The 25712-nt window shown below is 44.5% G+C and carries 19 protein-coding genes; 13 read left to right on the top strand and 6 right to left on the bottom strand.

What is annotated here, in order from left to right:
* Positions 1-49: 49 nt before the first annotated feature.
* The 4 genes from JJQ94_RS10520 (at position 50) to JJQ94_RS24185 (ending at position 3961) form a co-directional block, all read left to right on the top strand.
* The gene (locus tag JJQ94_RS10520; RefSeq protein ID WP_442960336.1) at positions 50-2185 is read left to right on the top strand and encodes a TonB-dependent siderophore receptor; all 2136 of its coding nucleotides are present in this window, start codon (positions 50-52) and stop codon (positions 2183-2185) included.
* 113 nt (positions 2186-2298) lie between these two features.
* Positions 2299-2505, top strand: coding sequence for a hypothetical protein (locus JJQ94_RS10525; RefSeq protein WP_099031072.1), 207 nt, complete (start codon positions 2299-2301; stop codon positions 2503-2505).
* A 121-nt stretch (positions 2506-2626) separates the two neighbouring features.
* Positions 2627-3202 carry a hypothetical protein gene (locus JJQ94_RS10530; RefSeq protein WP_088531158.1) on the top strand — a complete coding sequence of 192 codons (576 nt, stop codon included), beginning with the start codon at positions 2627-2629 and terminating at the stop codon, positions 3200-3202.
* Positions 3203-3769: 567 nt separating this feature from the next.
* Positions 3770-3961, top strand: coding sequence for a hypothetical protein (locus JJQ94_RS24185; protein WP_236596585.1), 192 nt, complete (start codon positions 3770-3772; stop codon positions 3959-3961).
* Between the two features lie 252 nt (positions 3962-4213).
* Here JJQ94_RS24185 and JJQ94_RS10540 read toward each other — a convergent pair whose 3' ends face one another.
* From JJQ94_RS10540 to JJQ94_RS10550, 3 genes are all read right to left on the bottom strand, one after another.
* Positions 4214-5659, bottom strand: coding sequence for a metallophosphoesterase (locus JJQ94_RS10540; protein WP_099031073.1), 1446 nt, complete (start codon positions 5657-5659; stop codon positions 4214-4216).
* Between the two features lie 91 nt (positions 5660-5750).
* Complete coding sequence (locus JJQ94_RS10545) at positions 5751-7739, bottom strand: hypothetical protein (protein ID WP_099031074.1); 1989 nt, start codon at positions 7737-7739, stop codon at positions 5751-5753.
* Positions 7740-7789: 50 nt separating this feature from the next.
* Positions 7790-9391: a hypothetical protein gene (locus JJQ94_RS10550; protein WP_099031075.1), complete on the bottom strand. Its 1602-nt coding sequence runs from the start codon at positions 9389-9391 to the stop codon at positions 7790-7792.
* A gap of 374 nt (positions 9392-9765) precedes the next feature.
* Between JJQ94_RS10550 and JJQ94_RS10555 the strand changes: the two genes are divergently transcribed.
* The gene (locus tag JJQ94_RS10555) at positions 9766-10236 is read left to right on the top strand and encodes a hypothetical protein (protein WP_099031076.1); all 471 of its coding nucleotides are present in this window, start codon (positions 9766-9768) and stop codon (positions 10234-10236) included.
* A gap of 31 nt (positions 10237-10267) precedes the next feature.
* Here JJQ94_RS10555 and JJQ94_RS10560 read toward each other — a convergent pair whose 3' ends face one another.
* Together JJQ94_RS10560 and JJQ94_RS10565 are read right to left on the bottom strand one after the other, a co-directional pair.
* Positions 10268-11884, bottom strand: a complete 1617-nt coding sequence (locus JJQ94_RS10560) for a tetratricopeptide repeat protein (protein ID WP_099031077.1) — start codon at positions 11882-11884, stop codon at positions 10268-10270.
* 170 nt (positions 11885-12054) lie between these two features.
* Positions 12055-12945, bottom strand: coding sequence for a DMT family transporter (locus JJQ94_RS10565; RefSeq protein WP_099031078.1), 891 nt, complete (start codon positions 12943-12945; stop codon positions 12055-12057).
* Between the two features lie 177 nt (positions 12946-13122).
* Between JJQ94_RS10565 and JJQ94_RS10570 the strand changes: the two genes are divergently transcribed.
* The 3 genes from JJQ94_RS10570 to metH are packed head-to-tail and all read left to right on the top strand — an operon-like array spanning position 13123 to position 17767.
* Positions 13123-14070, top strand: a complete 948-nt coding sequence (locus JJQ94_RS10570; protein ID WP_099031079.1) for a homoserine O-succinyltransferase — start codon at positions 13123-13125, stop codon at positions 14068-14070.
* Positions 14060-15139 carry a homocysteine S-methyltransferase family protein gene (locus JJQ94_RS10575; RefSeq protein ID WP_099031080.1) on the top strand — a complete coding sequence of 360 codons (1080 nt, stop codon included), beginning with the start codon at positions 14060-14062 and terminating at the stop codon, positions 15137-15139. The genes JJQ94_RS10570 and JJQ94_RS10575 overlap by 11 nt, the downstream gene beginning before the upstream one ends.
* Before the next feature lie 9 nt (positions 15140-15148).
* Entirely contained in the window at positions 15149-17767 is a 2619-nt protein-coding gene (gene metH, locus JJQ94_RS10580; RefSeq protein ID WP_099031081.1) for a methionine synthase, read from the top strand.
* A gap of 60 nt (positions 17768-17827) precedes the next feature.
* Here the strand turns inward: metH and JJQ94_RS10585 are convergent, their stop codons facing one another.
* Entirely contained in the window at positions 17828-18022 is a 195-nt protein-coding gene (locus JJQ94_RS10585) for a hypothetical protein (RefSeq protein ID WP_099031082.1), read from the bottom strand.
* 223 nt (positions 18023-18245) lie between these two features.
* Here JJQ94_RS10585 and JJQ94_RS10590 point away from each other — a divergent pair, with 223 nt between their 5' ends.
* From JJQ94_RS10590 to JJQ94_RS10610, 5 genes are all read left to right on the top strand, one after another.
* On the top strand, positions 18246-19130 hold the full coding sequence (locus tag JJQ94_RS10590; RefSeq protein ID WP_099031083.1) for a hypothetical protein: 885 nt from the start codon (positions 18246-18248) through the stop codon (positions 19128-19130).
* Positions 19130-20980: a GGDEF domain-containing protein gene (locus JJQ94_RS10595; protein ID WP_099031084.1), complete on the top strand. Its 1851-nt coding sequence runs from the start codon at positions 19130-19132 to the stop codon at positions 20978-20980. Before JJQ94_RS10590 ends, JJQ94_RS10595 begins: the two co-directional genes overlap by 1 nt.
* Before the next feature lie 94 nt (positions 20981-21074).
* Positions 21075-23582 (top strand): ATP-dependent helicase HrpB, encoded by a 2508-nt coding sequence (gene hrpB, locus JJQ94_RS10600; RefSeq protein ID WP_099031085.1) that lies wholly within the window; start codon positions 21075-21077, stop codon positions 23580-23582.
* Between the two features lie 79 nt (positions 23583-23661).
* Complete coding sequence (locus tag JJQ94_RS10605; protein WP_099031086.1) at positions 23662-24459, top strand: MBL fold metallo-hydrolase; 798 nt, start codon at positions 23662-23664, stop codon at positions 24457-24459.
* 27 nt (positions 24460-24486) lie between these two features.
* On the top strand, positions 24487-25605 hold the full coding sequence (locus JJQ94_RS10610) for a hypothetical protein (RefSeq protein ID WP_099031087.1): 1119 nt from the start codon (positions 24487-24489) through the stop codon (positions 25603-25605).
* Positions 25606-25712 lie beyond the last annotated feature (107 nt).

Raw genomic sequence — 25712 nt, forward strand, 5'->3', positions numbered from 1 at the left:
TAATGGTTATCATCTGCATTATTATCGTTTCGATTTTTACAATATTAGGATGAACCCAGTGAACACTCTGCCTCTCAAAACGCTCTCATTTGCTGTTATGGCAGCGCTCGGCACGTCAGCATTACAGGTGCAAGCAGCACAGCAAGATAATGAAGAAATTGAAAAAATAGTTGTAACGGGAAAATACACCGTCAATGAAGTGATAGACACCGCAACTGGCTTAGGGTTATCTCTTCTTGAGACGCCGCAATCTGTTAGTGTTATTACCGCGGCACGGATCAAAGAGCAAAAACTCGATACGTTGACCGACACCGTGTTAAATGCGATTGGGGTGTCAGCGAAAGAAGTTGATAATGTTCGTAATACGTTGCAGTCACGTGGCTTTGACATTACCAACTATCAAATTGATGGCGTTCCTTTGTCATGGAGTTTAGCGGGGGATTCAGGTGAAACCATCGCGGATGTTGCTATATACGAGCGCGTGGAGTTTGTGCGTGGTGCAACGGGGTTATTGACCGGAGCGGGTGATCCTTCAGCTTCTATTAACCTAGTACGCAAACATGCAAATAGCACCGACCTCACAGGTTTTGCTAGTGTTTCTTTGGGGAGCTGGAACAATAAAGAAGTGATGGTGGACGTTGCCAATGGATTAACCAACGACGGTAGTGTGCGCGGACGTGTGGTGGCGAAGTATGAAGAAGGTGACTCGTACTTAGATCTCTTCTCTGACGAAAGTACCGTGCTTTATGGGGTACTAGAAGCGGATTTAAACACGCATTCGACGATCCGCGTTGGTGCTAGCTATCAGCGTAATGATCCTACCAGTCCAACTTGGGGGGCATTACCTACTTTCTTTACTGATGGAAGTAAAACAGACTGGGAAGTAGAAAAAACCACAGCTGCAAATTGGACTGAGTGGCAAACTACTGGCACTAATGCTTTTGTCAACTTTAGCCACAACTTTGCAAATGGCTGGGAACTGGTCGCCAATTACAACAAACTGAAATACGAGCAAGATACAGAGCTGCTGTATTTATTCGGTACATTGGATAAAACAACAGGTGAGGGCTTAGCGTCTTGGCCTTATAAAAGTACTGGTGAAAGTAACCAAGACAGCTTTGATATCCAGCTTAAAGGTTTTTATCAACTCGCCGGTCGTGAGCATGATTTCGTAACTGGCGTGCTTTACAGTGAGCAAAGCGCCGATACACTCACTTTCGCTGCGCTCGATAATGCCTTTTTGCCAGTTGGCAATTTTTACGAGTGGGATGGTAATTTTCCTGAGCCGACGTGGGGCACAGAAACCTCAGTTGCTCAAGATATGGATACCGAGCAAAAAGGGTTTTACGCCGCAACAAGGCTAAATCTCAGTGATGAGCTTAAAGTAATAGCGGGTGGTCGTTTGTCGAGCTGGCAGCGCGAAGGCGAAAGCTATGGCGTCATCACTGATTTTGGCGACAATGGCGTATTTATACCATACGCTGGTGCCTTATACGACCTGTCGACAACGCAGCGAGTGTATGCAAGTTACACTGAAATATTCCAGCCGCAAAATGCCCAAGACCGTAATGGTGATTTCCTTGATCCAATCAAAGGCAAATCATACGAAGTGGGGCTAAAAAGCACGTATCTAGATGATACGCTGCAAACAACATTGGCGATTTTCCAAATCGAACAAGATAACCTAGCTCAAGATGATGTTGGATACATCGTTCCTGGTTCGGTAAATACAGTCGCGCAATATGCTGCTGAAGGCACAACCAGTAAAGGCTTCGAATTTGAAGTGGTGGGTCAATTGACTGACGGTTTTGATGTGCATTTGGGTTATTCACAATATAAAGCCGAAGATGCCAACGGCGTTGAAGTGAATACGGATAATCCAAGAAAGCAGTTTAAGTTGTATACGACTTACCAATTTGTGAATGCTTTACCCGAGTTGACGATTGGTGGTGGCGTGAACTGGCAGGATGACACTTATTCAGTAACGGGCAACGATAGGCTAGAGCAAGATGCCTATGCACTGGTTAGCTTGATGGCAAACTACGCACTGGCAGACAATATGGCGCTACAACTCAACGTAGAAAACCTCTTCGATGAAAAGTACTACAGCCAAATTGGCTTCTTTGATCAGTATCGTTATGGCGCGCCGAGAAATTACAGCTTAAGTTTTAGCTATGATTTTTAGCAGACTGTAAACTAACAAAGCGTGGCTAGTGAGCCACGCTTTATAAGCTATTTTATTAACTTTAAGTTCATTTAAAAGTGTTATCTTTATCATTCTAAATCAAGGAGGTGATTATGAAATGTCCGGAAATAAAGGGCTTGGAATTCTCTGAGCGTTCTAAACAAGCAATTGCACAAATTAAAGATATCGAAGATTTAGGCAGTATGTTAACAACTGCTGTTGCAGCAAGTCAGATTACCACAATCTTTGTGGGTAATAACGCCGCAGTAAGTACAATCAACCTTGCTTCACCGATTTTATTCAATTTTCAAATGCAATGAATGGTGCAGCTTTAATCCCAAGAAGTGCGTTGTTTACTATTGCTGCTACCACATCTTGGAAAGTTGCTGATAATAAAGAAAAGCAATTTTGGAAAGCGGTAGCTAAGGGGTGCAAAGTGCAATGAAACATTTAGTACTAGGTATAGTTGCAGCAGCTGCGATAAGCATTTTTAATGTAAAGGCTTCAGAGGCTTACACTGAAATATATAACAAGCTACCGCTAAGTGAATCGGAATTCTCTTCTTTGCAGAGTAAATTTGATTTGAAGTCGAGTGAGCAAATCATGATGATTGAATTGTTATCAAGCTATAATTCTTTACATAAGAGAAGAATGAGTTGTAGGGCTGTCGACAATACAATTACTGCAAAGCAAATGGATGCTTTGAACATAGACAAAAAGCATTATGTAACCGTGTTATTTTACGTCGATAGTTTAAACAAGAGTAGGTGTGAATTAGCTGAGTATGAGCATTTTTTAAGGTCGCTTGCTGTCAATTTGGTCGCTCAAAAAGATCCAAAAAGCATTGGGCTGATAAATTCCATGAATATTCTATCATCTCGCCTTTATGGAGATTTTAGGGAATTTAAAGCTGAGTTTAACCTCTTACCGGAACAAGTTCGAGAAGCAGCTCTTAACGCTGACTATTTAAAGAAAAATTTCAGGTTATTTGATACGCTTGACGATGTAGCGGAATAAATCGCATGGTGAACTACAGCTTTTATTACTTTTTCTAAAAGTGGTTTCATTCCAACTGGCGCAGCTACTGCTTGCTGCTGCGCCAATACAGTTCGGTGGCGTACAATGCATTCTTCTATTAAATGGCCTTATGACTGCGTGAATCAATTAACTACACGCTTTACTTTAATTTATTTCAAAGCCTATACGCTTGCGGGTTATACCGTCAAATAAGGAATATTTGTGAAACCCTTGCTATTAGTTTTGATATTGTTTGCGTTTGCGCCGCAAACTAACGCTGAAATAATGTCAGTAGATCTTACGCCGACTATTGAGTAACCAGTTGAACAACTTGAACCTGTTCAAAAGACGCTGCTTAGTGAGCTATTAAATAGCGTAACACAACTGGGTGATAGAAAAGCGGCATGCGAAAATGCGCGTGTTATTACACCAAAACAATTACACAGTCTTAATATTACCCCGCAGCAGCGAGGTATCGTTTTATCTTATTTTTATATTCACCAAAAAAGGGAATGTGAAGCCGAAGAATATGGCGAGTTCGCCAGACTTGTTGCGGCGAATTTAGCGGTGCAAAAGCAGTCAGAAGTCTTAAGGTTCGTGAATGCGCTAAACACGGTAAGCTCCAGCGTTTATTTCGATTATGTTGAAACGGAGCTGGAGTTTAACCAGCTACCAGAAAGAGTTCGCAATAAAACCTACCAAGCCGAGTTTTTACAACATCCGTTTAGTCTTATGCATATGCTAGAACAGTTCGAATGATTCGGCGCGTTGTTACTGATTAAGTAAAACCTAAGCTAACATAATACGGTTTAATAATTCGTATGCGGTACGTTTTGCGATATTCACATTGATCGCGAGCGTGCTATTACTCAGTGTTAAACACGTTTATGGTCTGGCAGTAGTGATGTTTATTTCGGGACTCGCGTTTGATGCTACTCGCCTGGTATCAAAAACACGATGATACAAGGCGAGCAACTCAAGTTGTCAGTGATTAGGATGTAAAAGTCGCGCTTACTTCGCGCGACATACCGCTTGTTTATCTGTGGTTTCGCTGTTGCAGGTTAAAAAAGCGGTACCACTTTCATCCAAAAACTCTCCTTGCCACGCACCATCTTTGCCAAGCTTAATTGATAAAAAGCCAAACTTACCTTGCTCATTAACGAGTGCGTTTTGGTTATCAAGTGCATAATCAAATTCGCTAAAGGCATTGGTATCACTGAGGCTGACGCCGCTATTACCGACAACGATTTGCGGAGGACGAGCGGTACTGGCGGCAAAGGTTGAAGACTGATAAATATGCATATGTCCAGCGAGTGATAAAGTCACGTGTTCAGGCAATTTACCTTGTCTGGTGTTCTTCAGCGCGGTTTGCAACATCACGTTTAGTGTGTCTTTGGTTGTCGGGTCTTCAACGCCCCAGATGGGTCTGTGGCTCATAATCCACATGGGTTTGGCTTTGAGTAGTTCGCTTCTGACATTAAGTCGTTGATATTGCTGTTGGTAGACTTTTGTTAGGCCATTGTCTGCACTGGCATCACAGGCATTAGCGCTATCCATTACCCAAACACTGAGCGGTTTTAAGTTGATGGTGTAGGAGTTTTGCACAATGATATGGGCACTTGCAGATTGTGGCGGTTGATTATAATCCCCCTGTGTAGGACATTGCTGTTGCTCAATGGCATCAGGAAGGTTGGCTCCCGGGCCAAAAAAGTAAAACCAGCCAATTCCTGCGCGGCTACAAAGTTCATGATTGCCTCGTGCAAAAATCCATGGTGCGGTTGCTGAAAGATCCGTTGTTGCGGCAAAAAAGTCGGCTTGCCAGTTGCTCCATGTATCTGGTCTTGGGCTATTTAACGCGTTTTGACTGTAGTAGGTATCGTTGAGACCGCAGCTAGTACCGCCATATCCACCATCGCCTGCGTCATAAGCATAGGTATCACCGGAAATCGCACCACCGGTGCCTCGATAGTTGAAATCCCCCATATGGAGCAACAATTGCGGTTGTTGCTTTGCCCCTTGCTCTGCGAGGGTTTTAAACGGCTCGGCGGCAGAGTTGTTTTCGCAAACTGATGACTTGCAGCCGGTATCGCCAAAAACCGCAATTTTATTCGGATCGAATGTCACGGGCGCTAACGAGAACTGGCTACCACTGATGGTATAAGCCGTGTTTGGGGAGATTTTTGCCTCGCATACAGTGACCGGAAAGTGTGTTTGGTTCGGACGCATTGCTCGCAACTGCATCGGCATGGATTTTTTACCAAAGAGCAAGCTTGGGCATTGATTGGCGTCGCTGAGCACGCCGTCAACAACGACGCGCGCGTAGATATTTGGGGCTTCAGTAGTGGAAGGCGCGAACATTGAGTAAGCGCCTAATACTTTGGTATTCGTTTGTTGGACTGCAAACGTGCTGCTACAAGCAATTAAATTGAGCGTCGCAATGGCGATGATGATGCGCATGACTTCATTCCTTTTTGAACAGTTGAATGAAGTTTAATGCATTGTTAACAATTTGCGAGTCTTGAATACGAATATCCTTATTCTCAGCTGATTATTGGTGTTTGCAGCGGTAGAAGCCAGTGACTGTGTCTTGACTAAAGCGCGTGCCGTTAACATAGGTGTCTTGGTTGATTTTACCAAACTGCGCTAGGTTAAATTGCAATCGTGCAAGCATTTCAGCACTCGAGGCCTGCTCAAAGATTTCTGTTACCGGTGGATCGCCAACAAAGTTGGTATACCAAGGAAACCAAGAATTATCCTGCCCACTGACTGTTTGATTCGGATAATAATTCCCCCCTTGCCAACGGTCGAAGGTAAGATCTTCGAGGCTAAATAGGCCAAAACCTGGCTGTGTCATACAAGCATCAGCCGCCTGATACTCAGGGTAACCTGAGCTGGCAGCAAAATGATTACAAACATTATGTGGCAAATTACTGCTATTCGCCGCTTGATATTCCACCTTTCTAAACATCACAGGATGTGCGGGGCTTCCTGATGGGTAGACGATATTTGCCGCGACAGGTGAACCCCAGCGATAATGATACATGGCCATAGCCAATCCTAAATCTTCCTTACTGGTGGCAACATTATCTGGATGAGTCCACACTCCACCCGGATCGGTTGGCGTTGCCCCATTTTTAAAAATGATCCCATATTGATTGTCTTCTAATTGATTCATCAGATTTGGCGTTGTGTTGTCAACTACCGTCGTTGGGATCATTGCGCTTGCGGCATTGGGAGTATAGGTGAGTGTTGGGTTATTTAACGCCTTCCAGCATAGCAAGCCATAACCATAGCCATTGGCTATCATCGGGCAGCCAGACATTGCCGATGCCGATTGGTTGCTTTCATACGCATGTGTTGTTGAACGTGCCGAAACTTCGCCGGAGCTAACCAATATTCCCCAAGCATTGCGAGTAATGCGAATATCAGCAAATTCAGTGTCAGGAATAAATACCGTTGTGGCCGAAATAACCTGTAGCCCTAAGTCCAATTCTAGTAGAGACGTGGCAACGAGGGCATCTTCATGAAGCTTTGGGTACTGCGTCATAATCGTTTGCTGCGATGGTTTAATCACAGCGTCTCTTGGTGTTAGCCCCAATAGATATAAGCGATCGTTATCAAGATAGCTTGCCAGTAAGCGTGATAGCTCAAGTTGTGCGATTGGACGCTTGGCTTGAATATTTGAGCTGGTATCCGTGAGGGTGAGGTCGGTATTTTGAAGCAGCAACCAATGCTTATCACTTAGACCCACAACCTGAGTTTGATTAAGGATGTGGCGAGATACGCTATCAGCTTGGCGAGTAACAATTAAGCTATCGTCATTCAACGGATAGCTAGACTGTGTGGTGTCATTGTGGTGATGACGCAGCGCCGGTGGCTGATATTGTCCGATTAAGGTGGTAAGTTCAATGCGAATGGCGTCGCGAGTACTTTGAATAAGCCAATTTCCGGTTTCATCTCGAACAAAAATAGCCGGACTATATTGACCAGATTTATCCACGCTAAATGCTTGCCAAGTGGTATTACAGGCTTTGGCACAGGAGGCTGAGCTTCGAGTAAGGGATGACTTATCTTTTGTCAGAGATTCGTCATAGTTATCATTAAATACAAAGGATAACTCAGCTTTACCCGAGGCGAGTTGTAACGTGAGCAGTAAGCGCCGTTGATTGCCGCTGGCATAGAGTCTGTTTTCTTTTAGATAACCGAGCTGGAGTTGAGAGTAACTCTCTAACTTTTTCATGTTTCCAGCTTCACCTTGATAGCTGGGCTCATACGTCTCGCTATTGAATGGTGCGGTTTGCTCTAATTGGGGAAATTGCAACGTTTGTTTGCAGGCATCTTCTGCGCATGTTTGTAAGGTGATCCGTTGGTCCTGATATTGAAAAGAATACCAAGGTGAAAGGGCTTGATAACCTTGTTGTCCTGCGTGAAATAATAACGGTAGGGTTGATGTGTCGTAGTGCTCTGACTCTGCTGAGGCGTTAACACTCAAAGACAAAGCCCAGCAGGTAAGCGTGGTGGCGATGAACTTATTCATAATCTTTCCTTATTGGAGTAGGGTAGCGCATGGCTACCCTTAACAAAAACCTAGTGAATGATACCTTGGCGTTGGCCTGCATTAACGGGTTTGTTGAGCTGTACAGAGAGCCAGTTTTCAACGTCGCTACGTAATGACGCGTCGCTATCAGGACCGGATTGTGACGAATAGAACCATAACCCTGTTGGTGCTGGAGCATTGACATTGCCGCCACAGGTAAAGTGATTTGCCGCATACATCACCGCGCCTGAGCTACCATATTCGTAGTGACTGTCCGAATAACCACCGTAGCCTCTAGCTTGCACCCGACCTTTCGAATCAAGGGTAAAGTGATACACCTCATTGGGTTGCAACAAGAAAGGGCTGACATCGGACGAATCAAAGCGCGCGCGCATTGTGGTGGTAACACTGGCTTGATTACCCGAACGCGTGATCATGCCTGCCAAGTTGGTGATAAGCGCATCGGCCAATTGACCGTCAAGCAAGCTGCCAGGGTTGCCATTGACGATTGCAGAAGTAATGCCAAGAGCCGCTTTGACGACTCCAATGGTGGAGCTTAAATTCCATGTGGTGTTGTACCCCATGGCTGCGCCACCGGCTTTATTAAACAAGATGACTTCAGGTGCGGCTCCTGGCAAATCGACCGCAAATTTTGCGCCGTCTGTCGCGTGTGAGTTAGTACCTTTAGACCAGATTTTTTTAGCTTGCCCGGTTACATGGTAGCGAGCAGAATAAGTGCCTCTGACTTCTAAATTGCCCGAACAGGCATTGCTTTGATTACATGCAAATCCCCCTGTGTCTGCACACAACATTTTGACGTGGAACTCTGTCGAGTTATGGGCTGAGGTGTTATCGAAACTGAGCGCTTTATTTTTTGACCAGCGTTTACCCTTAGCCGAGTGAAAGGCGCCGTAGGCTGAGGTATTGACATAAGCATGGTGCTTAGAAAAACCACTACTATCGCTGGTGGATGTGCTCCAAGGCGTTTGGGTTGATGGGTAGTTAGTTACCACTTGGCCTGTGCTGGTTGAAGGGGTTACCATCTGACATGAGCATTGTGACTTAGGTCCGAAGATGGGTTTTTTAGTCAGCAATTCTTTTAATTCGGCAAGAATATCTGACGGTAGCGTCCTATCGTATTCAAGTACCGAGAGTCCTTTACGTTTGGGGGCTGCGTATTCTTTATGCCAAGTGTTGTAAAGCTGCGGTGCATTTAGCTCTAAATGCTGACTGAGCGTTGGCACTTTTTGCTGTTGTGTCCATTTTTCGAATACCGTCGGTTTAAATTGAATAAGATATCGAGTAAAGAAAAAGTTATCTTCAGGTGCTTGCTCGGTAAAAGCATTTTCCCATGCTGATAACACGTTTTGATCTAAAGCTTTTGCTTGGCTTAGCATCTCGCCATCTCGATAGTCGCGGATCAAGCTATCGACGTAGCGGTCTAATTCATATTCTTCGTCGTTGTCGGAGATATATTCAAGCAAGGAAACACGGTCTTGAGACCAGTTTGAAATGGCTTGCCACGCTTCAGGGCTTACTTGAGAGGGGGCCATTTCTCCATATTCTTCTGCGGCTTGCAGCGAAATACTACCCAGTAACAACGTGCTGGTAACTAGGCTGACTAATTTTGGGGTGAAATTTCTCTGTTTCATTTTTCTATTCCTTCATCGTTGTGCTGAGTCAACATGCCTCATGCATTGTTAACTTGCCCTGTGATGTTGGAAACTTTTTCATCGATTGAATAGGAGGTTGTAGGGCCAGTTAGGGTCAACTTGGGTAAAACCTTTGGTATTAAACGGACGCATTGGGTTAGGTAAGTTTTGATATCAAGCTGTGATAAATAAAAATTTAAATATCAAAGGGATGTTTATATTTTTACCCGAATTTACCCAATTGCCCCGTAACTTTTGCTGCAATCAATATTCGCTTGAGGCAGGATTTTGCTATCGCCGTTATTGGAGTCTCAACGTGAGTACATTCGCAATCGAATAACAATAACGGTGTCATAACCAATAAGGAGACAGTTATGAGACGAGTAATAGTATTGGGAGCAACTTTGATTGCGAGCTTTGTACAAGCCCATAGCCCAGAAATGATAGCGCAGATCGAAGTTGCTGATGGGGCGAAATGTCCAAAGAGGCAAACGATTCTGCTAGGTAAAATGACATTAACCGCTGGGACCTTTAAATATTTACATAGTGAAGGAAGTAACGTTTGCACAAGTCCTAAGCAGAGTATTTCTGGTCGCATTACACCACAACTAGATTGTGGCCAGTTTGATGATTGGCGACTTGCTTATGATATGGGTAATAAAATGTGTCAATCTCTACATCAAAATATGAAAGGCTTTAGTAATAGCTTAAAGCCTGATATGACAGTGTATCCACGCTTTGAAGGGCCTTTTGAATTCAAAGGAGAACGCCATCACCAAGAATATGAGGCCGGTATGGGCGTGACTTTAGCATGTTATTTATGTGAGACTGCTACGGTTAACTAGAGAAGGGGCGAAAGCCCCTTGTTTGTGCACATCAAGCAGCGTTGGAGCAGGCTAAGATTTGTTCCAGTTGTGCAACTTTTTGAGAAAGAGGTGCAGTATCGGAATTAGCGCCTTGGCATTGAGTGAGTACATATTGTGCCGTGGTAACAATATTTCGAATACGCGGCTTTTTGGGCAGCGTTTTGATATTAAGATAGCGTTCAAGAGTACGCACTCGTAAGCGACCATCATCGATATTCACTTTCCACACTTTGCTTTCTTCCGCTAATTCGACACGAGTTTTTCCACTATTTTGCTCCCAAAGCGCCAGAGTGAGCGTCATCACCTCAACCATCAATAGTCTTGCGGCTTGCTCGTCAATGCTCGTATGTTTACTGTGCAATCCATGAGTGTCGGTGCGGGTGGTATAGCGAACAAAGCAGTAAGTAACCAGCACACCCGCTAAAAATGCGATAAACCCGATGAATACATGAGACACAATATTTGTCTCTGTTTGGCGCTTAGGCGCGGCCAAGACATTAGCTCTTTGAAGGCGAAATTGATAAAGGTTTTCACTTTGTACACGACTACTTTTAAGCATGTCATTATAACGCTGTGCGGTCTCTACCGCTTCTTTATAAGCGTGTGTCTGTAGTTGGGACTGCAATAAGGCAATGTAAAATAACTCGGTAAGCTGACTATTTTGCTGATTATGTGCTTCAAGCCCCTGTTTAAGTAACGTTTGTGCAGTTAGGTTATCGCCCTCAAGCTGCTTGAGTTTGGCTTCAATAAGCAGTGCTCGCTGATCAACTTTACCGTGTTGTATTAGTTGCCGAGTACGTTTGAATGAAGCGAGTTGCTGTTGTGCCTGAGTGATATGATTTTGAGCAATGGCAATTTCGGCCAATAATAAATAGGCTCGAGACAATTGGGTATAGGCACCGTTTTGTGTCAAAGGTTGAAGTAAATCTCCAATGATTTCAGTTGCTTTTTTGTATTCACGCTTTTTGTAGAATACTTCCGCGATGCTTAGCAAGGTGTGATTCGCTTTAGTTGGGTCGCCGGCTTGCTGGTGGAGCGCATGGGCTTGACGAAACGAGAGAATGGCATCATCCAACTGATTAATATCCCTCGACACATTCCCTAAATTATTAAGTGTGATCGCTTGCCTCTGCACGTCATTTGTTGCTTTCGCTATTTGGTAGCTTTCTAAAAATAAAGTAAGGGCGGTGTCTAAATCTCCAAGTGCCTGATAAGCATTAGCTAAATCGTTTGCCGATTTACCTTCCAGTTCATTTTGTTGCAACTGAGCCGCAAGCGTTTGCGCTTCGTGGAAGCTTTCCAACGCTTGAATATAATTGCGCTGGCGATAACGATTAATACCACTTTGTCTTAACACCTGAAAGCGCTGGAGCGTGGTTAACTTCCATGCCATCAACTCATCCAGTATTTGATTGCTGAGCTTTATGTCACCCGCTCGACGATACAAGCTAACAAGCTCAAGACGTGCATCAAAAGCTTGGGCACCGTTGGGTTCAAGCGTTTCAAGATGTTGCTTACAAGACAAAATATGGCTTGTGAGGTTGGCATTATTAGCACTTGGGCATTCTGAACCGTGCGCAGGTAACACAACGAGCAGTAATGCGAAAAACAAAGCAAGCAAAGGCATAAATATTAGTCTAGATACATTGTTTTTACATATTAATATAGTGGTAACAAAAAGTCGTGTCTGCCGTTAATAAATCTCAGGTTGACTACTTTTTGTATTTTGTCTCTGTTTCGATAGCAAATTAACCCTAAACCCAGGCCAATATACATATATATTAACTGTGATATTGGCTATCCTTTTAGCAATAAAAATACCCCAGCCAAAGCAATCAGGCCTCCATACATCATAGACTTAGTAATCGCTTCTCTGCGCAGTAGTCCAATCGTCATTACCATGAGCGGTGCTGTTGCAAAGATGGTTTGTGCGATAGCGGGATCAGTATGATTAACGGAAATTAACTGTAGCCAAAGCCCAATAAAGGTGCCAAAAAACACCGCAACGAATAACCAGTTTTTACCGTCGATTTGTTTAAGTGTAAGTGCTTTAAAGAGGCTTTGTGATTTCAAATAAACAACAATAAAGGCCACAAATAGGGTGCCGGATCCCAAGCGGATAAGTGCCGCCCACAAACTACTAATGCTTTCGTTATTTAGCGCACCTTTGGAAAGTACCATACCCGCAGCTTGGCAAATGGCAGCCGTGAGTGCAAAGCAGACTCCCAAGAGATAATGTTTTTTGTCTAATACCGGCTGGCTTCTACTTGGCTTAATCGCCAGCATCACACCAACGGTCGTCACTGCAATGCCGAGCCAAGCGGATGCGTTGAGATAAACACCAAGGAGCACAATGTTTAAGATCCCCGCGATGGCAGGTGCAAGACTTTCAATAACCAAAGTACGAGCAGGACCTATATTTCTAAGTGCGGCAAAGTAGGCGCTGTCACCAATCGCTATACCTAGTACTCCACTGGTTATCAGCCAGCCCCAGCTCGAGAGTAAGGTCGGGTACATAGCATCACCTGCGATGAGCAAACACAAGATCATCAAAGCAGAAGCGATGACGCCTTTGCTGACGTTCAACTCAAATGGACTAAGATGATGGCTAAATCGTTTGTACAGTATAGTTGAGCCAGCCCACACCCCAGCCGCCGCAATCGCTGCGGCTTCCCCAATCCCAATCATAAATCTCAAGTTTCTTGTGTTTATTAATATGGTGGCAAGTATACATAAATTGAAATAATCAGTGAGAGGTAAGGCATCAAATTATTATCACAAATGTTTAGACGTCCATACATCTAGAGGTTGAATTTTTCCAGTTTTTGTCCATAATAATGCCATTCGATTAGTCTGGAGCAGCGCATGCCAATCACCGTCACCGACGAACTCCCAGCCATTGCCCAATTGCGTCATGAAAATGTGTTCGTGATGCCACAAAGTCGTGCATCAACTCAAGAGATCCGCCCTATGCGGCTCGCGATATTAAACTTGATGCCGAATAAGGTGGAGACTGAGGTGCAATTTATCCGATTACTGGCAAATACCCCTTTGCAGGTGAATGTTGATTTGTTGCGACTAGACACCCATCGCAGCTCTGAAAACTCAGAGCAACATCTAGATATGTTTTACCGCTATTTTTCGGATGTGAAAGATCAAAACTATGATGCTTTGATCGTCACCGGCGCGCCGCTGGCGCATCTTGAATATGATGATGTGGTGTATTGGCAGGAATTACAGGCGTTTTTTGATTGGGCTGAGCACCATGTTACTTCAACCCTGTTTTCCTGTTGGGCCGCACATGCTGGTTTGTATCACCATTATGGGTTAAAGCGAGCACTCAAAAATGACAAACTGTGTGGCGTATTTAAGCACCACTGTTATTTTGACCACGGGGCGCTCACTCGCGGTTTTGATGATGAGTTTTTGGTGCCACACTCACGCTATGGCCATATAGATGTCGATAAAATTAACGCGTGTAAAGATCTAGTGGTATTAGCGGGCTCTGAAAAAGTGGGCGCTTACTTAATTAAAAATCACTCAGGTAGCCAAGTATATATTACCGGTCATCCTGAATACGACGCCGATACGCTACAAAAAGAATATCTTCGCGATTGTGAAAAAATGGCCAACGCACCGCAGCCAGAGAACTATTTTCCTGAGAATGACACCAGCAAACGTCCATCTAAGACATGGCAAAGCCATGCATTCTTGTTATTCTCAAATTGGTTAAACTACTATGTTTACCAAACCACACCTTATGATATTAACTTAGTTAGCCAAGATGTAAGGACTAACAATTATGCCGAATAATGTAGCCGTAAACGGTGAGCAAATAGCAGAGCAGCTTAAGCAAGCAATGCAGCAACGTATTCTGATCTTAGATGGTGCAATGGGAACCATGATCCAAAAGCACAAATTAGAAGAAGAAGACTATCGCGGTGATCGCTTTAAAGATTGGCATGTCCTTATCAAAGGCAACAACGATCTGCTAAGTTTGACGCAGCCTGAGATAATCAAACAGATCCATCGCGATTATCTAGCTGCTGGCGCGGATATTATTGAAACCAATACTTTTAATGCTACCACCATCTCGATGGAAGATTATGATATGGCAAGCCTAAGCCGTGAGATTAATCTTGAATCGGCGAAGCTTGCACGTGCGGTATGTGATGAATTTACCGCCAAAGATCCTAGCAAGCCTCGCTATGTGGCAGGTGTACTTGGTCCAACGTCAAAAACCTGTTCGATTTCTCCAGATGTAAACGATCCTGGTTTTCGCAATATCACTTTTGACAAATTGGTTGCAGCCTATGTTGAATCAACGCTTGCTCTTATCGAGGGCGGTGCTCACCTTATTTTGATTGAAACTATTTTTGATACGCTCAACGCCAAAGCCGCGTCTTACGGTGTAGAAGAAGCGTTCGAGCAAGCGGGCGTCACTCTGCCTGTTATGATCTCGGGCACGATCACCGACGCTTCCGGTCGCACGCTATCAGGGCAAACCACCGAGGCGTTTTATAACTCCATTCGCCATATTAAGCCAATCTCTATCGGTCTCAACTGCGCGCTAGGCCCAGATTTATTAAGACAGTATGTAGAAGAGCTGTCACGGGTTTGTGAGACCTTTACCTCTGTGCATCCAAACGCTGGGCTTCCTAACGAGTTTGGTGAATACGACCTAGAAGCCGATGACATGGCAAAAGAGATTATTGATTGGGGCAATGAAGGGTTTATCAATATTGTTGGCGGCTGCTGTGGCACCACGCCTGAACATATTCGCGCCTTCGCGAGAGGACTTGCACAAACCCAGCCGCGCAGCTTGCCTGACATCGAAGTGCGGATGCGTTTGGCAGGTCTTGAAGCCTGTAACTTAAATTAGGAATTCACCATGACACAAACAGCAGTATTTACCAATGTCGGTGAACGTACCAATGTAACGGGATCGGCAAAATTTAAGCGCTTAATTTTAGAAGAAGATTACGAAACCGCGCTGGATGTTGCCAGAGAGCAGGTTGAAAGCGGCGCACAAGTGATTGATATCAACATGGATGAAGCCATGTTGGACTCAAAAGCTGCGATGGTGAAGTTTCTCAATCTGATAGCGTCAGAGCCGGATATTTCTAAAGTCCCCATCATGGTTGACTCGTCTAAATGGGAAGTCATTGAAGCGGGCCTGAAATGTATTCAAGGTAAAGCCATTGTAAACTCAATCTCCTTAAAAGAGGGTGAGGCACCATTTATCCATCAAGCCAAAATCATCAAGCGCTTTGGTGCTGCTGTGGTGGTGATGGCATTTGATGAAGTTGGTCAGGCTGAAACTGCAGATAGAAAGTTTGAGATCTGTCAGCGTTCTTACAAAATCTTGGTTGACGAGCTTGGGTTTCCGCCTGAAGACATTATTTTTGACCCCAATATTTTCGCGGTCGCAACGGGTATCGAAGAACATGATAACTACGCCGTTGAATTTATCGAGGGCACGCGCAGAATTAAGCAAAACCTGCCGCACTGTAAAGTGTCAGGGGGCGTATCGAACGTTTCTTTCTCTTTTCGTGGTAACAACCCGGTGCGTGAAGCGATCCACTCTGTGTTTCTTTACCATGCGATTAAAGCAGGTATGGATATGGGGATCGTCAATGCCGGTCAGCTAGCCGTGTATGACGATATTCCAAAAGAGCTCCGTGATGCCGTTGAGGATGTGATCCTCAATACCGACGCCGGTGCTGGCGAGCGATTGGTTGAGATCGCGCCTAAATACTCGGGCATGGCGCAAGCCGAGAAGCAGGAAGATTTAGAGTGGCGTTCTTGGCCAGTTGAAAAACGCTTGGAGCACGCCTTAGTTAAAGGGATCACCGAGTTTATCGACGAGGATACCGAGGCCTGTCGGCAACAGTTTGATAAGCCAATTCAAGTGATTGAAGGGCCTCTGATGGATGGCATGAACGTGGTTGGCGACTTGTTTGGCGCGGGCAAAATGTTCCTGCCTCAAGTGGTGAAATCTGCTCGAGTGATGAAGCGCGCGGTTGCCTACCTTGACCCTTACATTGAGGCCGAAAAAGAAGAAGGCTCTAGTAACGGTAAAGTGATCATGGCCACGGTTAAGGGCGATGTACACGACATTGGCAAAAACATCGTGGGCGTGGTACTGCAATGTAATAACTATGAAGTCGTGGACTTGGGTGTGATGGTGCCGGCAGAGAAAATTCTGCAAACGGCCATTGACGAAAACGCTGATGTCATTGGTCTGTCTGGTCTTATTACGCCATCCCTTGATGAAATGGTGCATGTTGCGAAAGAAATGACGCGTCGCGGCTTTGATATTCCTCTACTCATTGGTGGTGCAACCACATCGAAAGCGCATACGGCGGTTAAAATTGAACCTCAGTACGACAAAGGTGTGATTTACGTCAATAACGCCAGTCGTGCGGTTGGTGTGGTATCTAGCCTGCTAAGTAAAACACAAAAGCCAGAGTTTTTAGCAAAAACCGCGGACGAATACGTCAAAGTACGGGAGCAGCAGGCGCGTAAAAAGCCACGTTCAAAACCAGTTACCTTGGCGCGTGCTCGCGACAATGCGGTAAAACTTGATTGGCAGAGCTACACGCCACCGGTGCCAAGTAAGTTGGGGATCACCGAGTTTAAAGACGTCAGCATCAAAACGCTACGTGATTATATTGACTGGACGCCATTTTTTATGACCTGGTCATTGGCCGGTAAATATCCGCGTATTCTACAAGACGAGGTAGTTGGTGAAGAGGCGCAAAAGCTGTTTCATGATGCCAATGCCATGTTAGATCAGTTAGCACAAGAGGGGACTTTACAGCCACTGGGTGTGATTGGGTTGTTCCCTGCTAACCGCGAGGGTGATGATATTGAAATTTATACCGATGAGTCGCGCAGCGAAGTCCTGGTTACGTCATGTCAGTTACGTCAGCAAACCGAAAAAACCGATTTCCCTAACTATTGTTTGTCAGATTATATTGCACCTAAAGGCACACCTGATTATTTCGGTGCGTTTGCCGTCACTGGTGGTCTTGAAGAAGATGACTTAGCAGACGCATTTGATGCCAAGCAAGATGATTACAACAAGATCATGATTAAAGCGGTCGCAGATCGCTTAGCCGAGGCATTTGCTGAATACTTGCATGAGCAAGTGCGTAAAGTGCACTGGGGATTTGCAGCGGATGAAGCGCTAAGTAACGAAGAACTTATCCGTGAAAACTATCAAGGGATCCGTCCAGCGCCAGGGTATCCAGCGTGCCCTGAACACACCGAGAAACAAAAAATTTGGCAGTTGTTAGATGTCGAAAACCGTATCGGTATGAAGCTGACTAGCTCATACGCCATGTGGCCGGGAGCGGCTGTGTCGGGTTGGTATTTCTCGCATCCAGATTCTAAGTACTTTGCCGTTGCGAGTATTCAAAGAGATCAAGTAGAAGACTATGCTGCGCGTCAAGCTATGCCGCTAGAAGAAGCGGAGCGTTGGCTTGGTCCTAATATAGGGTATTGATAAATCAAGGTTCACTTTTGATAAGGCCTTATCCAAGGATAGGCCTTATTTCCAAATTAATTACTTACAAGTATCGCCTCGTGCTGTTCTGCACCCTTGCTCAATTTCACAAGACATATGGTATTTACTCTCAACCGGTGATTCCCATATAGAAGTATTACCTGCACCATTTATTAAAGGTGTCATTTTGTTATCTAGGCGGTTAGAAGTTGCAAGTTGTTTAATTGATTTTTTATTTAATTTTATGTTTAACATTTTAATTTCCTTTTGCTTTGTTGTTAATTTAGAAACTAAATGTTTTTTTCATTTACGTCAAGCGTAATTTTGTTCCTTAAATTCTGGCTCAAGTCTGGCTACTTACCTGTGTGCTAGCAGTAAATCCAAATTCATTAGAATATGTTGTTTAGTGGTTAACAGAGCGCGCTAAATTCAAGTATACTGATTTGAATAACTGTTAATAATAAGGCTTTACTCAACAATGAAGATGAAGTGGCTGTTTTCACTCCTTTTTATTTCCAATCTCTGTTGGGGGAGCAATCAGCTGGTTGTTGATATAATCAGTAGCGAAAATTTCAGTCAGCGTTACGAGCACTTTCTTGCTGGTCGTGACGTCTTAGACGTTGATTCTTTCTTTCCTACCACCAAAGGTTCCCACATTGAAATCATCGAAATGGTGTTACTACAGCAGGCCCTGTTTCTTGGTGGTGAGACGCGCAAAGTCGTATTTAATCCAAAACCTTCGGTGAATATTCTAGAGTTTTCCGATCTGATCGCTGGGGAAAGTTTAATCCTTGCTCGCAGTGTTTGGCATGAAAATATCGTGGACTATCGCGGCTCATTATTTATCTCAGATCCGATTGTTGAAGTAGGAGATTACGAAGCTGGGCTCTACGTCACCAAGCGTAATGTCGCGCTGCAACAAACGCCGCTTTCACAGCTTCGGCAGCTGAATGTGGTATCTAACCCGCAATGGGAAGTGGATTGGCGTGCGCTGATGAATACAGACTTACACATGGTGAGCTTTATTGGCCCGTGGGAAACCATGCTGGCAATGGTAGAAAGCGATGTTGTCGACACTATGTTGATTAATTTTAGCGTGAGTGATTCTTTAACTCTAAATTTTGAAGGTAAAGAATATGTCCCAATCGAAAATATTAAGGTTGTCTTGCCAGACTCTCGGCATTTTGTCGTCAGTAAAAATCATCCTGAAGGCGTGCAAATATTTGCGGCACTCAATCGTGGGTTAAAAATACTTAAACGACGAGGCGTGATTAAACGGGCGTTGACAGAATCCGGTTTTATCAACAAAAAAGTGGCGAATTGGCAGGTGGCTAACGCTGAAATGTTAGTGGGAGGAGACTAATGCAGCCAGCTGTTGTATCGCTTTGCATATTGGTGAGTGCGCTAATTACATTTTGTGGGTTTGCTTACGAATCATCGGAACAAATACAGCGCAATTTAAATGCGCTACAAATGTCGGCTGAACAAGATTATGACTTGTCTTTATTACCGGACATTAGAGCGCTGCGAGAGCAAGCGCGTGCGCAAGGTAATAAGCCGCTGCAAATCAAAGCATTACTGTTAGAAGGTAGTATAGTTCAGCATTTTGGTGATTTTGAAGATGGTCTGGACTTACACCAACAGGCATTGCAGTTGGCCGAATCCGATAACAATACATTTTTAAAGGCAAACACCTATCTTGCCATTGCTCACCTTGATATTGACTTAGAGAGCTATGAGTTAGCGCAGCGCTATTTAGATAAAGCGTCAGTACTGGCTGAACAAATTGATGATAATGCCCAGATAAAAGCTGATATCAGCTTATGGCAGTCGCGCTTGAATATGGATAAAGGGGCTTATCGCTTAGCACTTAAGTCTTCTTTTGTACCAGAAAGTTCAGGTATTCGGCAGGAGACGCTCGCGCAATTAAAGCTCACACGCTCTTGGGCTCATTTACAGCTCGGTGAATATTTACCAGCCAAACAAATTCTAGATGAGTTAGACAATGCGGGTTATTTGGTTCAAAACCAAAGAATGCGGATTATGTCAGCAGTGCAGCGTGCCAGAGTGGCATTACAAAGTGGTGATTTCGCAACCGCAATTGAGTTAGGTGAAGCGGGGCTGAGAGATACTCTTGGCACTCGATTTTTATTATTTCAATCTCAGTTACAGTGGTTACTTGCCTCAGCCTATGCCCAACTTGGAGACTATCAGCAAGCGCATCGTTATTTAAAGCGCTATGCCGTTACCGAGCAGTCGCTGAATTTGCAAAAGCGTAATAACAAACTGCTTAAGTTAGAAGCGCAGTATTCTCTCGCGCAACAAAAGCAGGCGCTTAATGAGCTTGAACGAGACAATGCCCAGCAAGCAAAGCAGATTATGGCGCATCAGCAACAGATAGAAAACGCACGATTAAGCCAGCAGCGTTGGTTGTTGATAGCCTTGCTTGCATTTACCCTGTTGCTGGTTTTTTATTGGCGCTGGCAGAATCGTCGATACACCAAGTTGTTAGAAAGTCAGGTTGCGCAACGTACTGAGGAGTTGGCGGAGCGAAACAAACGTTTGCAAACCCTCAGTTTCACCGATAGCTTGACCGGTCTGAGTAATCGGCACCACTTTTTTAGCGTCATTGATGGCACCATTGAAGTGTACAGGAAAAAGTGGCAAATTCCGCAAACACAACAGAATGCCGATCTGATTTTTGTGATTATTGATATCGATCACTTTAAAAATATTAATGACAGTTTTGGCCATGCCGCAGGAGATATCGTGTTGCAAGACTTTGCTGACATCCTCAAGCAATGTACTCGAGAGTCAGATATTTTAGTGCGCTGGGGTGGGGAAGAGTTTTTGCTAGTGATGCCAGATATAGACAGAGCGGCTGCGCACGAAGTGACAGAGCGGATCCGTCGTCAAGTGGAGAGCTATCCATTTGTGGTGAACGATCAAACTATCAACTGTACTTGCTCAATTGGTTTTGCTCCGTTCCCGTTTGATCCAACGCAACCTGATAAGCTTAGCTGGGAGCATGTGTTGGAGTTAGCCGACGGTGGTTTATATCTTGCGAAAGAATCTCATCGTAATGCCTGGGTTGGAGTCCATACTGGGGACGAGGAAGTGCAAAGTCCAGCAGAGCACATGGTGCAAAATTTACGCTCATATTTACAAGCAGGCAAACTAAAAATGTGGTCAAATCTATCCGACCTTATTTAGTCTTGTAATACTCGATAAGCGAATTCGGCTGTTTGGAGACATCAAGTTTAGGTGTATCATGTTGAGCAAGATAGAATAATAAAGCGTTATAGTTTTGCTGCCGATTAAAGCTTTCATCCCCGAGATTATTTCCACCTTAACCAATAATAATCGTTTGGTATTACAGGCCGAGCCCGGAGCAGGTAAATCGACCTTAGTGCCACTGCATTTGCTGCAAGCTGATATTTTTGCGGGTAAAAAAATAATTATGCTTGAGCCACGCCGTGTGGCAGCAAAATCTATTGCGACCTATTTAGCCAAACAACTGGGTGAATCGGTCGGTGAGCGAGTCGGCTATCAAATCCGAAACGAGCAACGTGTTTCATCCAACACCCGCTTGGAAATCGTCACCGAAGGCGTGTTGACTCGCCGTCTTCAAGCGGATCCCGAATTCAGTGATGTTGCACTTATTATCTTCGATGAATTTCATGAGCGTTCTATTCACGCGGATTTAGCTTTAATGCTCGCATTTGAAGTGCAACAAGCGTATCGCGACGATCTCAAATTGCTGGTGATGTCTGCAACGATAGACACTGAGCTATTATCGAATTATCTGGATGGCGCGCCAACATTATCTTGCCCAGGTAAAACCTATCCTGTTGAAATTGAATATGTCGGTAAAGCGAGCCGTTACTTGGCGGATCATGTGTTAAATGCGCTGCGCCATGCTTTCACTCTGCAAAGCGATGGCGATGTACTGGTGTTTCTACCCGGGCAGGCTGATATTCAGCGCTGCACTCAGGCGTGCCAAGTGCTTGAACAAAGTAATATTGAGCTTCTGCCTTTGTACGGCGGGTTACCCTTATCTGAGCAAGAAAAGGTGCTCAGTAAAAGCGCCAGCGCATCAAGACGTGTTATTTTTGCGACCAATATTGCTGAGACCAGTTTGACCATAGCAGGGATCACTATGGTTATAGATTCTGGCCTTGAAAAACGCTTAAACTATGACGTTAAAAGTGGTCTCTCGCGGCTCGATACGGTGATGATCTCAAAGGCATCAGCAACACAACGCGCCGGGCGTGCGGGTCGTCTACAAGCGGGCCATTGTTTACGTCTTTGGCGCGAAAGTGAGCATAATAATTTAAGTGACTTTCAGCCAGAAGAAATAACCACCACTGACCTTTCTGACTTAGCGTTAGAGCTAAGCGCATGGGGAGTGACACAATACAAGGACGCGAATTGGCTAACACCGCCACCGATGCAACATTTTTCGGTGGCTTGTCAATTGAATCAGTCGCTTGGCTTGGTCGATGCGCATAATAAAGTGTTAATTGCCGGGCAGCGTGCGCTACAACTAGGTGTTTCGCCTCGTCTTGCTAGCATGCTACTGCGATGTGATACGCCCATTGCGCAACAACTTGCTTGTTTTTTGGCGGCAATATTGAGCGAGCGAGATATTGTAGTACAAGCCAACACAAGCGATGTATGTGAACGAGTATTGGCATTGATTGAGTTTGTTCAAGACCGTACCCGTGCCGCCAAAGCATATCGCTTGCACAGAGCTGCCGCAGAGCAGGCCGTAAAATTGGCCAAATCATTTGCACACAAACTGGGAATTAGGCTCAAGAGTGAAGCAATTACCCTTGTAGATATTCAAACCTTAGTGCCTACTTTATTGCTCCATGCCTTTCCTGACAGAGTTGCGCAAAAACGTCCTCAAGGGGATAACCGCTACTTGCTTGCTAATGGTCGAGGGGTGACATTACGTGATGGCGATCCGCTGCAAGGTCAGGCCTATTTGATTGTTTGTGATGTGGATGGCAAAAATAAGGATGGCTTGGTATTTCTGAGCTGCGCAATCGAAAAGGGCACATTACTTGAGCAACTAGCGCCATACTTGAGTGAGGTGGTGCAGTATCAACTGGATAGTAAAAAAGAAGCGCTTCAGGGCCGGCAACAAGTTACATATCATGCTCTGGTATTAAAAGAGCAAAATCTGAGTCAAATTCCCAAAGAAGCGTTTGCCCAATGTGTGGAGGATATTCTCACATCGGAAGGGCTTGGTATGCTCAATTGGTCGGCAAAAAGTCACGCTTGGCTCGCTCGAGCTAAATGGTTAAGTAAGCACTTGAATACCTTCCCACAGATATCTGAGGCAAGTTTGATAGAGCAGCTTGATACTTGGTTATTGCCCTATTTGACGGGCGTAGACACCATCAAACAACTGAAGCAAATGGATATTTTTAACCTGCTTCAAGCGACACTCACTTGGGAGCAGCAACAGCAACTCGAAGCGCAAGCACCTGAGTTTTACACTACGCCAAGTGATAAGCGAGTCGCGATCCGCTACGATGAGCACCAAGGGCCAACCGTTTCTGTGGTGTTACAAGAAATGTTTGGTCAATTGACGTCGCCAACGCTCGCCAATGGTCAAGTCCCGGTGCGATTTGAGCTGTTATCTCCAGCGAAAAGGCCAATCCAAACCACCAGTGATTTAAGCAACTTTTGGCAAACTTCTTATTTTGAGGTGGCCAAAGAGATGCGTGGTCGATATCCAAAACACCGATGGCCAGATAAACCGCTTGAGGAAAAGCCTGGCCGCTCCATAAAACCTAGAGGATAGTAGGCTGGTGGAGCAATAGGCTTGTAAAGAAGTCATAATGGCTATAACGTGAACAGTCTAATGTAGAAAGGAGTGTGAAATGCGGTCTATTATGGCGTTCATCTTATTGGGCTTAATTGTTGCTCAGCCAGCTTGTAGCGGTGAGTTTGAATTGCTTTATCAATCTGACACAGCAAAAGTTGTTAGAGATAAAAGTTATGGCACGAACATTGGGATCTTTGCAACGAAAAGGGGAGTGGTGATCATTGACCCCACAGCTGAAGATACGAATTTGCCAAAGCTCAATGATTTGATACAGAATAGCTTTCAGACCGAGAAAAAATACCTGCTAAATACGCATAGTCATTCGGATCACACAGGTGGTAACGCTTTTTTTCAACAGCAAGGTTTTACACTTATTGAGAGCCCGCAAGGGTTAAAGGAGCTTGGGGTGATAAAGCATACTCAAGCAGTTTCACATACCGCCAATGACAACATCTTCTTTCATCCTACGAGCAATATTTTGTTTACCGGAGACATTTACACCACAAACTGGCATCCAACATTTTATGCTGGGGGCTTAACGGGTTTTAATGAAGCGGTAGACTTACTTTTATCGATTGGCGATCAAAATACGTTGATTGTGCCAGGTCATGGCAAGCCCACAACGAAACGTGAACTCGAACAACATAGAATTCAAACATTCGCTTTGGTTGAGCGGGTTAAGATTTTGAATCAGGCGGGTAAGTCGGTTGAGCAAATAAAGAGCGATGCTAAGATCAAGCGCTTATTAGCACAGTTTAATCTTGAAGGAAGACAACCTTTTCTTCCAGAGCGGGCGCTTACCCGCTTTATTGAGCGCACTATTACCGTGTTAGGGCAAGCTAACAAAGCTTAATAAAACTGCTAAAAGGCTAAGGCTGATATGCAAACAAAAAGTGGAAAAATAGCATTATATTTTCTGTTGGCCATCCTTGTGGTAATAAGTTGGTTGCCAGAGTTTAATACCGCCATGATGGCCTTTATTGATGATGCGCTACTGCAGTCTTCGCTCGTCTATGCTTTGGCACGTACGGTAAATGGCGCTATTTCTTTGCTGCAATCTGCTGAGGTTGGGATTGGTGTTGCAAGCATTCAGCCTGCGCAGCTACTCGACCCTATCAATGATTTAGCCGAATACATTTCTGATGTGATGCAACTAGCCATTGGATCTTTGTTTATTCAACGTATTCTCTACACTATTTCCACTCACATATTATTCAGTGTTGCTTTCACCGTCACCGTAATTGGATATTTCGTATGCTGCTATTTAGGGCTTTGGCAAACGGTTAGAACTAAAATATTAGCCACGATGCTACTGATCCGTTTTGTGGTTCCCTTTGTAATTCTATCGACGGGTCTCACTAGCCAACTCTTACTGGACCAAGAAATAAATAAACAAAGTGAAGTGGTGTCGAGCAGTGTTGACCTCTTTCAATCTCAAGCAACAAAGACCAGCACGCAAAGTGCAAAAATAAAGGCCCAAATCACCAGCCAAAAGCAAAGCCATAGTGAGCAAATAGCGCTATTGACGAAACAACAGATCCATCTTCATGGTGAAGCGACCGAGCTACATGCTGAAATTACCGCGCTGGAGCGTGATATTGAAGCGGCTCAAGCGAACCGAAGTTTATCCGAGTGGCTAACATTTACCAAAAGCGAAGAGGCAAAGCCACTGGTTGAAAAGCAACAGCGATTAGCCAGCGATAAAACAAAACTCGATACTCAAATTGCGCTTATCAATAGAGAAAAAGATCAACATCAGCAAGCAATCGAAAAACTCAATGAGCAGCTACAAGGTAGCAATGAGGGGACGCTAAGCCGAGCAATTAAAGCGGTTTCTAGTGGTATTAACGATATGCTCGACGCTGCGGAGTCACTCTTTATAGACTTCTTAAACGTGGTATCGCTTTTGGTACTGAAGTTAGTATTGATGCCGCTGTTATTTTTCTATTTGGCGAGCAAAACCTTTAAAGCGATTTGGCGAATTAAATGGGCTATCTAAACCAGTTGTTCTTTGCTGAGTGGCAGGTTTCCCATAACTGATATTACACAGTCCCAAGTTAGGGAAGTTTCATAAAGGTTGATTATCTTAACTTGATAAAAGTCAAT

The sequence above is a fragment of the Pseudoalteromonas sp. GCY genome (assembly GCF_016695175.1).
Taxonomy (GTDB): domain Bacteria; phylum Pseudomonadota; class Gammaproteobacteria; order Enterobacterales; family Alteromonadaceae; genus Pseudoalteromonas.